The following is an 11,852-nucleotide window of genomic DNA, read 5'->3' as shown; positions in this document are numbered from 1 at the left end:
AAACATGGAATTGACGGACGTACTGCTCACCCTGGCGGGTCTGGTGACCGCCGGCATCATTCTCAAGAATCGCGCGGTGACCCAGCCCGACTGGGACAAGCTGCCCACCCTGCCCGAGTACCTCGCCCGCCATCCCGAATGCGCCACCGACGACAGTGAAAACGCCAGTTGCTGTGCCTGCGGTTCGCACAAGGTGCTGTTCAGCCCGTTGACCGGCGCCGGCGATTACCGTCTGCGCCACACCTGCCTGGCCTGCGGCAAGGTGCTGTTTCGCAGCCGCGCCATTCTCTGACAGAATGCCGCCGCCATGCCATTACTGTACGCCTCCTCCTTGACGGCTTAACCTTCATCACTACCAGACCCAAACAGCACGAAGGGATTTGATGACACCAGATCTGGATCTGAACACCCTGCGCAGACGCTGGCTTAAAAAACATTTGCAAGAACTGCGGGCGGCAAAAGATGAGGAAGAAGAGAAAGGAGGCATACTGGGATTCGTCGGTATTCTATGCGCTCTGATCCCCTTAATGACGGCGGCTGTGTACTTTGTGGGAATGCGCTATTACCAAGGTTACTTGGGGCAATTCAGACTGGACTCAACGGAGTTTTCTCCACCCGCCGACAACACACTTTTTACCGGTTTCTATCTGCTTATCCAGCTGCTTTTACCCTACGTAGTCCCAGTAATCGCTGCGCTAGGAACGCTTTTTCTTACTCTCTTTGCCATGTTGTTTACTGTGAGGTGGCGTCTGACTCTCTCCTGGTGGGTTATCCGCTTTTTTGTCCTAACCCCTTTGGTACTAAAGGGAGGAAAAATCGCCAATAACTACCCAGCCCCCTTAACCTTCCACACCATGATCTGGTTGCAGAGTTCTATTTTCAAACTCGCTATTTTCATCGTCCCTCCCTTGCTGGTCATCATGGCCTCTGAACATCTCAAACCCATAGGCGAAGAACTTGCCCAAAAACAGATAGACCAGTTAGAACAAGACAAATGGCCGCAGACTGAGGCCCATGGTCAGTCTCCCCTGCTGGGGGATGAGCCCCATATCCGCATCGCCTGCAACGCTTCCCACTGCGCCTATCGCCTCAAGGGGGGCGATACCCTGATCCTGCGCTTTGATCAGATAGAAGAGACCCGCTATCGGCCTGCAAAGGTCGCCTCGAAATAGCAACCGCCGCCCTCGGGCGGCGGCGCGCTATCTGGCCAGCAGCTCTTGCAGTGCGCTGATCAGGGCATCTAGGCCTTTATCTACTTTCGAGCGCGGGCAGCCAACGTTGAGGCGAAGATAGCCTGTGCCTTCCGGGCCGTAGGTGTCGCCGCGCATGATGGCAACCCGGTATTTTTCCACCAGCAAGGTTTGCAGCGCATCCATCCGTTCGGTGGTGTCGATGCCAAGGCCACGCAGATCAATCCAGGCGAGATAGGTCCCCTCGGGCACCCGATAGCCGATGGCGGGGAAGGCGGCGTTGAGCCGCGCCGCCACCTGGGTCAGGTTGCCGTGCAGATAGGATTTGAGCGCATCAAGCCAGACACCGCCATCGCGATAGGCGCTGATATGGGCCAGCACCCCGAGAATGGGCGGCGATGAGAGGCCATGGGCCGCCTTGAGCCGCTGCAGATAGCCGGCCCGCGCCTCGGCGTTGGCAATAAAGGCGTAGGCGCCGCCAAGGGCGGGAATATTGAAGGATTTCGAACCCGAGCTCACCAGCGCCCAGCTCTCGTCCTCTGCCACCTCGCTCCACGGCAGGTAGCGGGCAAAGCTCACATCCATATGGATGTCGTCCGAGATGACCTTGACTCCGTGCTGCTGGCAGATAGCGGCCATCCGGCCCAGTTCATCCCGCGTCCAGACCCGGCCGGTGGGGTTGTGGGGGCTGCAGAGCAGCAAAATCCGACAATCGGGGCGAGCGGCTTGCTGCTCAAAGCAGGCCCAGTCGATCTGGTAACTCCCCTCTGTTTTTTTGAGCGGGCAAGGCAGCAGCACCCTGTCGTTGGCAGCCAGCATATTGCCGAAGGCGTCGTAGGCGGGGGTATGCACCAGCACGCCTTCGCCCGGCGCAGACCAGAGGCTCACCAGCTGGGCGATGATGTAGATGACCGAAGGGCCGTAGACCAGGGTGTCAGGGTCGAGCTGCACTCCGTAACGGCTGGCAAACCAGTTGCTCACCGCCCCCTTGAAGTCGTCGTGATTCCAGCGGCTGTAGCCAAAGACCCCATGCTCAAGGCGCTTGGCCAGGGCCGCGCGAATGCAGGGGGCTGTCTCGACATCCATGTCGGAGATGGTAAAGGGGAGCAGGTCAGCGTGGCCAAAACGGTCAGCCACATAGTCCCACTGGGTGCAGTAGGTGCCGTGGCGATCGACGACGCGATCAAAATCAAAGGAGTCGGTATTGGGCATCTCTTTCTCACCAGTAAAACAGCAATGAACAAGGGGGCATGGCGCCCCCGAGGTAGGGTAACAGAGGGCCGGATCAGGCCCCCATCAGGCTCTGCAGCTGGTTTTTCACCAGATGGACCTGAGGCCCGATCACCACCTGCAGGTTGTGCTCGTCGAGCTTGATCACCCCGATGGCGCCGTTCGCCTTCAATACCTTGTCATCGACCCGGCTCATGTCCTGCACCGACATCCGCAGGCGGGTGATGCAGTTATCGAGCGCCAGGATGTTGTCGGCGCCGCCCAAGGCGTTCAGGATCACCTCGCCGTTGTAACCGCTGTTGCCTGCCTTCTTGCCCGCGGGCTGGGCAGCCTCGCTGGCCTCAATCTCGCGGCTCTCTTTTTCACGGCCAGGGGTTTTGAGGTTGAAGCGCACGATGGCAAAGCGAAACACCCCGTAGTAGATGGCAAACCAGATGGCCGCAGCGACCGGCACCAGATACCACTTGGTGGCGGTGCCCTGCAGCACGCCGAACACCAGAAAATCGATGAGGTTGCCGTCGGTGTTGCCGATGGTGACGCCGAGCAGCCCCATGGTCATAAAGCCCAAACCCGTCAGGATGGCGTGAATGACGTAGAGCACAGGCGCCACGAACAGGAACAGGAACTCCAGCGGCTCTGTGATGCCACCGATGACGCAGGCCACCACACCGGAGACCAGCAGCGCCTTGATCTTGCCGCGATTTTCCGGGCGGGCGCAGTGATACATGGCGAGCGCCGCCCCCGGCAAGCCGCCGAGGAAGGCCGGCATCTTGCCCTGAGAGAGGAAGGAGGTGGCCGATACCGAGAACTGGGTGGTATCGGCGCAGGAGAGCTCGGCGTAGAAGATGTTGAGCGCGCCGCTCACCTCGTTGCCGCACACCAGCGATGTGCCGCCCGCCTCGGTAAAGCGAATGAGCGCCACCAGAATGTGGTGCAGACCGAGCGGCAGCAGCAGCCGCTCGCCGGTACCGAACAGGAAGGGGCCGAAGGGGCCGGCGTGGGAGATAAGCGTCCCGATGCCGTTGATGCCGGCGGCAAACCAGGGCCAGACCAGGGGCACCACCAGACCGACCACCCCCAGCACGATGGCGGTGATGATGGGCACGAAGCGGGCGCCGCCGAAGAAGGCGAGCGCATCGGGCATCTGGTAGGTGTAGAAACGGGCGTGCAGTTTGGCGACGATCACCCCGACGATGATGGCCCCCAGAATGCCGGTGTCGATGGAGCTGATGCCGAGGATGGATTTCACCCCGTAGGCCTTCTCTGCCGCCCCGTCACCGATGACATTGGCCACCGTGAGGTAGAAGTTGATGGAGAGGTTGAGCGCCGCGTAGCCGACGAAACCGGCAAAGGCCGCCACCCCCTTCTCTTCCCGTGCCAGACCCAGCGGAATGGCCACCGCGAACATCACCGGCAGGTAGATAAAGGCCACCAGCCCGACCTTGGTCATCCAGAGGAACAGCAGTTGCAGCACGGTATTGTCGAGAAAGGGCATGCTCTGCTTGACCGCATCGCTGGTGAGCGAGCTGCCGACACCGAGCAGAATACCCGAGAAGGCCAGCAGGGCGACCGGCAGCATGAAAGTCTTGCCGAGGCTCTGCAGGAACTCCCAGATGGTGGATTTGGCGGGGGACTTGGCCATGTGTCAGATCCTTGTGAGGTGAGGGTCATTCGATACGCCTGCCCGGTAGCCTCCCTGACGGATGGCAACGGCGAACCGTATCTGGTTTTGCTGGATGATAAAACGTTTTATCAACTCACAAGTGCCGACAGGATCACAGTTCAACCGCCCTGCTGGACGCTGTTCCTCAAATTTGTGAGGCAGATCCATGGGTGCTGGATGTAACGTTTCACTCGGCAACCCAAGCGGGTATGCTGTGCACCTCCTCTCTTCGCCTTGATCGCCACCGCCTGCCTATGTCGCCCAAACCGCTGCTCGCCAACAACCCCAAGATCACCGACGTGGCCCGGCTGGCCGGGGTCTCGGTCACCACCGTCTCCATGGTGCTGCGCGGCAAGGGGCGCATCTCGCCGGCCACCGCCGAGCGGGTGCAGCAGGCGATAAAAGAGCTCGACTACGTACCCAACAGCGCCGCCGCCAACCTGCGCAGCCAGCAGTCCAACCTGGTGGGGCTGATCCTGCGCGACATCACCGACCCCTTCTACACCGAGGTGACCGCCGGGGTGAGCGAGGTACTGGAGCAACAGGGCTATCTGCTGTTTCTGACCCAGTGCGGCCACAGCCCCGAGCGGTTGCAGCAGAGCATCCAGTCCCTGTCGCGCCAGGGGGTGGCGGGCATCATCTTCAACCCGGTGCGCGGCGCCGCCGCCAAGCCGCTGGAGAACCTGCTCGGCTCGGCGCTGCCGCTGGTGTGCGCCGCCCGCTCCTACTATCGGGACGACGTGGACTTTATCGGCCCGGACAACACCCACGCCGCCCAGCAGGCCACCACCTATCTCATCGAGCAGGGCCACCGCCATATCGCCTACGTCGGCGGGCGGGCCGACTCCCTCACCCGCGCCGAGCGCATCGGCGGCTACTGTGCCAGCCTGCTGCAATACGGCCTCCCCTTCAAACCGGAGTGGGTACTGGAGTGCGAGCGCACCCAGCGCAGCGCCGCCGACACCATCGCCCAGCTGCTGCACCGGCATCCCAAGGTGACCGCCGTGCTCTGCCACTACCCGGAGGTAGCCCTCGGCGCCATCTACGGCGTCGAGGCGAGCGGGCGCAGCGTAGGCAAGGACAACTACGTCGGCCAACAGGTGGCCCTGCTCGGCTTTGACGATGTGGCGGAGGCCGAACTCACCTTCCCCGCCCTTACCTTCGTCAGCTCGCCGGCCCGCGACATCGGCCGCCAGGCGGCCCTGCGCCTGCTGACCCGATTGCAGCAACCCGAGCTCGCCCCCAACCGCCATCTCATCATCCCCAGCCTGCAAAAGCGGGCATCGGCCTGAGTTCGCTGGGTGGCAAGCCCCCCCTTCACTTTTCCTGCGCCTTGATCCAGCGTCTATAGCGGGCGTTGCCAAGCAGGGTCTGCCACTGCTGGCAGGCCAGCGCCAGGGCGGGCGCGATCTTGGGGCGGCTCGGCTGCCCGCGCCCCAGCCGCCGCAACTGGTATTTCACCATCGCCATGTAACCTACCGAGGCCAGCACCTTGTTGCGCCAGGGGATGGGCCTGAGCTCGGCACTTGCCGCCTGTTCACGGTGCCATCTAGCAGGCAGATCCGGGGCGATGGCCAGCGCAGTGGCCATGCCGGCGACCGCCACCCCGCTGCCAAGCACCTGCTCCACCACCGGGTAGCGGCGAATTCCCCCGGTCACCATCACGGGCATATGGGCAACAGAGACGATCTCCCGAGCGAACGCCAGAAAATAGGCCTCCCGCGCCAGAGTCCGACCATCGCGGGCCTGGCCGTGCATGGCGGGCGCCTCGTAACTGCCGCCGGAGAGCTCCACCAGATCCACCCCGAGCGGGTTGAGCATCTCCACCACCGCCTTTGCATCCTCGGTGCTGAAGCCGCCACGCTGAAAGTCGGCGGAGTTGAGCTTGACCGATAGTGAAAAGCGCTCCCCCGCCTGCTGGCGGATCCCTTCTACTATCTCCAGCAGCAAGCGGGCTCGATTCTCAAGGCCGCCGCCCCAACGATCACTGCGCTGGTTGGTGAGCGGCGAGAGGAACTGGCTCAGCAGATAGCCGTGCGCGGCGTGGATCTGCACCCCGTCAAAACCGACACGCTGTGCCAACAGCGCCGTGTTGATGAAGCGAGCTTTCACCTCGGCAATGTCGGCCTCGCTCATGGCTCTGGGCGGGGCGAACTGCCTCGAGAAACTGCCGAGCGCCATAGGCACGGCGGAAGGGGCCAGGGTGGGCTGCCCCAGCGCCGCCGGCATCTGGCGACCGGGGTGGTTGATCTGCATCCAGATCTGGGCGCCCCCGCTCTTGGCCGCCTCGGCCCAGGCACTGAAACGCTCGGTCAGCGCTGGGGAGAGATCGTGGGAATCTAGTACCACGCCCCCCGGCCCCGTCATGGCGTGGCCGTCCACCATCACATTGCCGGTGATGAGCAGGCCGGCGCCACCCTCTGCCCAAGTCCGATAAAGCTGGATCAGCGCCTCTGAGGGAGCATGGTCACGGTCGGCCATGTTCTCTTCCATGGCCGCCTTGGCGAGGCGGTTGATAAGCTGGCTGCCATTGGGCAGGGTCAGGGGAGTAAATGGGTTCATGGCGATCTCCTCGGTAATGAGGACCCCACCATAAGTTTGAAGCTGACTTGAAGGTCAAGCCCCCTTATCGGGATGCCGTCGCGATGGGAGAAATGGTATCCACCCGCACAGCCCATAGGACCGTTGACATTCAAGCGGGCTTTAACCCTAGAATTCCCCTTGAGCCCCCCTTTCGGCGGTCAGACCCGCCAACCCGCAGCCCAGGAGGCAAGATGAAGATCGGTGAACTGGCCAAACAGACCGGCATGGCGGCCTCGGCCATCCGCTTCTACGAAGCCAGAGGCCTGCTCAGCAAGGTACGGCGGGGTGCCAATGGCTATCGCGACTACCCGCCCGAGACGGTACCCTTGCTGACCATCATCGGCCAGGCGCAACAGGCGGGCTTCTCCCTCGACGAGATCAAGCAGTTGGTGCCCGCAGATATCAGTTCTTGGCAACACGCCCCGCTACTGGCGGCGCTCGAGGCCAAGGTGAGCGACATAGAAGCGCTGGAGGCAAGACTTGCCCACAGCAAGCAGCAATTGCAGGCCCTGATCCGGCTGGTGGAGTCCAAACCCGACGAGATGCCGTGTGAAGAGAACGCCGCCCGGGTATTGGCCAGCATGGGTATTCCCTCCCCCGAGGGCATCGCAAAAAAAACCATCGCAACCAAGCCCGTTACGCACCCCAAAAAGTGATCCCGCTCGCAACCAGCACACGCCCCCAGCATGGGGGATTGAGAGCCAACTGAAGAAGACTATGATGGGCGCGCCATCCATAACAGGTCATCATCATGACAACAGAGTGCACCGCCCAACCCCAAAGCGAGCCACCAAGCGAAATCCATCGCTGTGACAAATGCCGGGAGCGCACCCGCCATATCGTGGTGCTGGTCGCCCGCGATCACACTCAGGACATCATGCCCAAGGACCCCCGCAAAGCCTTCTGGCAAGCCTTTCGCTCCAGCAGTCTGACCAACGCGGTATTCGGCCAGACCCTCGCCTATCAGGCTACCCATGTAAAGCACCTGATCTGCGAGCGCTGCGGCGAGAAGTTTCTGGAGTATTGAGGCCCAGAGGACGGTGCACCACGGACCGTCAGAGCGGGATAAAAGAGAAATAAATATGACGTTTGTCGAGATGGACCCCAATCAACTGCCGCTGGCGCTGCTGCTGGAGGCAGATCCCGCAGAGCAGCGCATTGCCGCCTATCTGCCTGGCGCCTGGGGCTTTGCTGCCCTGGCGGGCAACGAGGTAGTAGGCGCCTGCGTGGCAGGTCTGGTGGGGGAGCAAACGGCCGAAATCTTCAATATCGCCGTTGACCCCAACCGCCAGCAGCAAGGCATCGGCTCCGGCCTGCTGCGCTTCGTGCTGACCAGCCTGGCCGGGAAAGGGGTACTCCGCGTCGGGCTCGGTACCGGCAGCTTCGGCCACCAGCTCACCTATTACCAGCGCCACGGCTTTCGCGTCGATGCCGTCGTCAAGGAGCACTTCCTTATCCACTACTCCGAGCCCCTGATGGAGCACGGCATCCAACACAAAGACATGCTGCGACTCTACCTTGAACTGGGCTAGGCTATCCCTACCCTCAGCAGCCTGTACGCCCTGGGGATAAATGGTGGGGGGATCAATTCAGCATCGCCACATCTCATCGAAAGCAACGAGAGACATATCGATCGCCATGACACTGGTAAAGGGATGAATGCAGGATGCAGACAAGAAAAGCAAGCCCAGATGAACTGAATGCCATCTTCTGGATGGGCTTTGATGCTTGGGGCGAAGGACTGTCACCGACTGAATATCTGGCGAACTGCCACGCCAGTCAAAAATACCGCTCCGGTGTGTGGTATGTCCTTATTGTGGGCAATCAGCCTGTCTCTTCCCTTATCGTCTATCGGGACCGATTTGGCCTTGGCCAAGGCTGTTTTGGCATAGGTTCACTGGCAACGGCACCTGCGATGAGGGAGCAAGGATTTGGCACCCATCTGCTGCGTGGGGTGACAGGCATGCTGCTGGATAGTCCCGATGCCGTCGCCACCTTCCTCCATGCAGATATCGACCATCACTTCTACGAGAGGCTGGGGTATAGGCGCATTCCGGGGGGTAATTGCATGTATTTCTCTCAGAGGCGGCCACGCTATGTCGGCGAACCGCCAACCTACTTTTAATCCACTCTCAGCGTCATCACCTCTACTTTCCAGCCTCCAGATATCTGTTCCAGAAAAGAGCACTCAAAGATGAAACGAATTCTGATTATTGGCAACTCGGGATCGAGCAAGAGCTGGTTGGCGGCTAGATTGGCTGAACAGTTAACTATCCGCGAGGTCAATCTGGACCCCATTGTCTGGCAGCCGGGCTGCTTTAACCAAAAACGGCCCCAGCATAAGATTGACCAGGCCATTCAAACACTTGCTCACGAGCCCTCATGGGTGGTCGAAGGGGTATTTGGTGCCCTAGCCGAGCAACTGCTTGATGCCGCCGATACCCTGCTCTTTCTGGATCTCGACTGGTCTGTATGCCGTGATTCACTGCTATCGCGTGGATCACAAAGCGCCAGACAACGGGATGCCGTGGCAGCCGAAGAGAACTTTCAACAACTGCTGGTGTGGGCATCGGAATATGGGCAGCGAGCCAGCAAAAGCTCCCGCCAATACCATCGCGAGCTGTTTGATCGACTCCCAAACGCCAAGCACCGTTTCACGACTCGGGCAGAGGTAAATCTCTATCTTAACCAACCAGTAACTAACCATTAGAGTGTGAGCGCTAGTCACAACTACAGTGATTAGTCTCTGTCGGGGGAAATATGGGACACAGAAGAGAGTTAATATGTGTAGCATCAGGAATCATCAATTCTTTTGCCAGTAGAAACAATGATATAGATGGATACTGGGGATTAGGGAAGCTGTACAAATCCCTTGAATCTGAAGAGTCAAAAATCGTTACTATAGAGTTGACCACCAAGGTCGTAACTCCAGATATATATGAATTGAAGATCATGTCTCTATCATATTCAGAAATGCTTACTAAATTAGTATACAATAAGAAAATACCTATCAACTGGATAATGTCTGCCACAATAACATCTGAATTTGAGGCAAAATATCAAAACCACCATTTCTGGCGTCGTGACCTTGGTAAGCCTTGTAATCTGACTTGCACTATTGTTGATGATATGGGTAATATTCATACAGCTAAGGCATATGTTAATTGCTTGCCACACAATCCACATAAAGAGCTGAGAAGTACAAGAGCTGAATGAATTTTAAAAACTTAGTGTAAATAAAAATTTAAAAACAAAGACAAATTATTATGAAAATATGTGTTATTTACTTCTTATCCTTCCTCGGACTATCCAGCCAAAGCACATTTGGTAGCGAAGCTGGATCTCAAGTGTCACCTCGGGCAGAGGACTATCCGGCACCACCTGTATATAAAGGTAAACCAGCCAAACTTTCACTAGACTCTGAATTGGCCAGAACATTCCGTACCCGACTTACCGCAGCATTGTCGCAAAAGCCAGTATATGCTGGTGAATATGTACTAACAGGTTGGGGATGCGGTTCATCAGGTTGTTATAATCAGGTCCTTGTCAACAAGCGCACGGGGCAGGTACTGGATACGGTATTTAATGCGTATAGCTCATATGATGTAAGTGATGATGCTGATACCCGTGTGGGAGAATGGATAGAGTCTCCCAAAATTGATAGCAACCTTCTTACTACAACCAAAGTGGAAAATAGCCAAGATGGAGAGTCATTTATTTATTACACCAATTACTATATCGTTGAGAAAAACAAGCTTACGCTTATAAAAACTGTCCAAGACAGTAAATAAGCTACAAAGTAACACCTTACAAAAACTCACGCAGAAGAATACATCACCATGAAATATATTGTCATCATTACATCTTTATTGTTGTGTTTATCCATCTCTGCAGAGACAAACTCATCTTATGTTATTGACGGATTAAAAATTGAAATACAAAAAGAGAATGCCTGTTATTATCTGTTGGCGATAGGGAAAGAGAAAGAAAAGCTGATATGTGTAGATGATGAACTGCAATCTGACATTATCATAAAGGATTTCAACTTTGATGGTTATAAGGACATTGCCATTACCAATTATCTTGGAATGGTAAACAATGCTTTCTATGCATTCTTATATGACCATGTAAATACAGCATTTAAAGAGCTAAAAATTGCAGACTCGAAGACGCCAACATCTGCCTGTGGCGATCTCTACAACCTTGCAGTTCAATTAGATTCTCTTTCTTTAGTTAGCTCTTGCCGTTCTGGCCCCGTCTGGTATTACGACTCTTACCGATATAACGCCCAAGGTGAACTCTGGCTATATAAAACAACAGAGTATCAGATCCAAAACTCCGAAATTGATACCTTCCCTCTTTACGAACACACATTTAATCAGAAGGGAGAGAAACTGGACACAGTTGCGATTGATTTTGATGGCAAGAAAATTCTCTGGTCAGTCACATCCGAGAAAGCCTTTCTCTACTCATCACCTGAAAAAACATCAAAGACCAAAGCCTATCTTATTCATAACGACAAAGTAGAAATTCTCGAGCAGAAAGATGACTGGATTCAGATTCGATTTGCCTCCAGAAAAGGCCCCCTTGTCCGCTGGCTTTACCTTCCAGAAGCAATAGCCAAAAGTTAGCTTGCAAATTTTAATATCCAATCGCACTTGGGCATTCGCGTCATCAATTCGGTAGGGTGCAATAAGCGCAGCGCATTGCACCTATACCTTTTCTGCAATCCCCTCTCCTACCTCCACCTTGCCTACCCAAACAAGCGGTGCAATTCACTTCGTTCATTGCACCCTACGGGGCCAATACCTGTGGTTTCACTCGTGCATTGTGGTGAGCTATTTGGCTCCAATGGCTCAATCCATTTCTCCACCTATTCCCTCGCCTGCATCCCCTTACCAAGCACCCCATCACCGCCATTTATGTGCGACAGCTCACACCCCGCCCGCTCTTTTCACCTCACAAATTTACAGTTTCACACCGTTTCCTGGCCGGATAACATCACCCTCTATCATAAAAGTACGTTGAAAGAATCAACACCAAGATACTGATTATTAAAAACAAAAAATCACTCATCGATTCAATCCAGACCCATTTTGTCAGCTGGTCTGCTGTGCGATCGGGGTCACACTCGAGGTGATGTCGCACAAAAATCCAGTATTTCGCAGTTTTGTCCGATAGGTGCA

The 11,852-nt window shown here is 56.7% G+C and carries 14 protein-coding genes; 11 read left to right on the top strand and 3 right to left on the bottom strand.

What is annotated here, in order from left to right:
* Positions 1–4 precede the first annotated feature (4 nt).
* The gene (locus E5E96_RS14495) at positions 5–292 is read left to right on the top strand and encodes a hypothetical protein (protein WP_017409991.1); all 288 of its coding nucleotides are present in this window, start codon (positions 5–7) and stop codon (positions 290–292) included.
* 91 nt (positions 293–383) lie between these two features.
* Positions 384–1,172, top strand: coding sequence for a hypothetical protein (locus tag E5E96_RS14490; RefSeq protein WP_171282460.1), 789 nt, complete (start codon positions 384–386; stop codon positions 1,170–1,172).
* 27 nt (positions 1,173–1,199) lie between these two features.
* Here E5E96_RS14490 and E5E96_RS14485 read toward each other — a convergent pair whose 3' ends face one another.
* Entirely contained in the window at positions 1,200–2,402 is a 1,203-nt protein-coding gene (locus E5E96_RS14485; protein ID WP_171282459.1) for a MalY/PatB family protein, read from the bottom strand.
* A gap of 73 nt (positions 2,403–2,475) precedes the next feature.
* A complete protein-coding gene (gene malX / locus E5E96_RS14480; RefSeq protein ID WP_045790287.1) occupies positions 2,476–4,062 on the bottom strand; it encodes a maltose/glucose-specific PTS transporter subunit IIBC in 1,587 nt (528 codons plus the stop codon).
* A 275-nt stretch (positions 4,063–4,337) separates the two neighbouring features.
* Here malX and E5E96_RS14475 point away from each other — a divergent pair, with 275 nt between their 5' ends.
* Positions 4,338–5,375 carry a Mal regulon transcriptional regulator MalI gene (locus E5E96_RS14475; RefSeq protein ID WP_113994002.1) on the top strand — a complete coding sequence of 346 codons (1,038 nt, stop codon included), beginning with the start codon at positions 4,338–4,340 and terminating at the stop codon, positions 5,373–5,375.
* Positions 5,376–5,400: 25 nt separating this feature from the next.
* On the opposite strand, the gene E5E96_RS14470 is transcribed toward E5E96_RS14475, so the two are convergent.
* The gene (locus E5E96_RS14470; protein WP_171282458.1) at positions 5,401–6,645 is read right to left on the bottom strand and encodes an NADH:flavin oxidoreductase/NADH oxidase family protein; all 1,245 of its coding nucleotides are present in this window, start codon (positions 6,643–6,645) and stop codon (positions 5,401–5,403) included.
* Between the two features lie 212 nt (positions 6,646–6,857).
* Between E5E96_RS14470 and E5E96_RS14465 the strand changes: the two genes are divergently transcribed.
* The 8 genes from E5E96_RS14465 to E5E96_RS14430 all read left to right on the top strand — a co-directional run bounded on the left by E5E96_RS14465 (position 6,858) and on the right by E5E96_RS14430 (position 11,297).
* Positions 6,858–7,322 (top strand): MerR family transcriptional regulator, encoded by a 465-nt coding sequence (locus tag E5E96_RS14465; RefSeq protein ID WP_118881617.1) that lies wholly within the window; start codon positions 6,858–6,860, stop codon positions 7,320–7,322.
* 95 nt (positions 7,323–7,417) lie between these two features.
* Positions 7,418–7,693 (top strand): hypothetical protein, encoded by a 276-nt coding sequence (locus tag E5E96_RS14460; protein ID WP_139397454.1) that lies wholly within the window; start codon positions 7,418–7,420, stop codon positions 7,691–7,693.
* 55 nt (positions 7,694–7,748) lie between these two features.
* Positions 7,749–8,198, top strand: a complete 450-nt coding sequence (locus tag E5E96_RS14455) for a GNAT family N-acetyltransferase (RefSeq protein WP_171282457.1) — start codon at positions 7,749–7,751, stop codon at positions 8,196–8,198.
* Between the two features lie 134 nt (positions 8,199–8,332).
* Positions 8,333–8,791 carry a GNAT family N-acetyltransferase gene (locus E5E96_RS14450; protein ID WP_171282456.1) on the top strand — a complete coding sequence of 153 codons (459 nt, stop codon included), beginning with the start codon at positions 8,333–8,335 and terminating at the stop codon, positions 8,789–8,791.
* A 69-nt stretch (positions 8,792–8,860) separates the two neighbouring features.
* Positions 8,861–9,376, top strand: a complete 516-nt coding sequence (locus tag E5E96_RS14445; RefSeq protein WP_171282455.1) for an AAA family ATPase — start codon at positions 8,861–8,863, stop codon at positions 9,374–9,376.
* 50 nt (positions 9,377–9,426) lie between these two features.
* Positions 9,427–9,882 (top strand): hypothetical protein, encoded by a 456-nt coding sequence (locus E5E96_RS14440; RefSeq protein ID WP_171282454.1) that lies wholly within the window; start codon positions 9,427–9,429, stop codon positions 9,880–9,882.
* A 50-nt stretch (positions 9,883–9,932) separates the two neighbouring features.
* Entirely contained in the window at positions 9,933–10,457 is a 525-nt protein-coding gene (locus E5E96_RS14435; protein ID WP_171282453.1) for a hypothetical protein, read from the top strand.
* Between the two features lie 48 nt (positions 10,458–10,505).
* A complete protein-coding gene (locus E5E96_RS14430) occupies positions 10,506–11,297 on the top strand; it encodes a hypothetical protein (protein ID WP_171282452.1) in 792 nt (263 codons plus the stop codon).
* Positions 11,298–11,852 lie beyond the last annotated feature (555 nt).

It is taken from the genome of Aeromonas sp. 1805, from assembly GCF_013085525.1.
GTDB classification, from domain to species: domain Bacteria; phylum Pseudomonadota; class Gammaproteobacteria; order Enterobacterales; family Aeromonadaceae; genus Aeromonas; species Aeromonas hydrophila.
The sequence above is the reverse complement of the archived record's forward strand: the minus strand, read 5'-3'. Positions and strand labels throughout refer to the sequence as shown.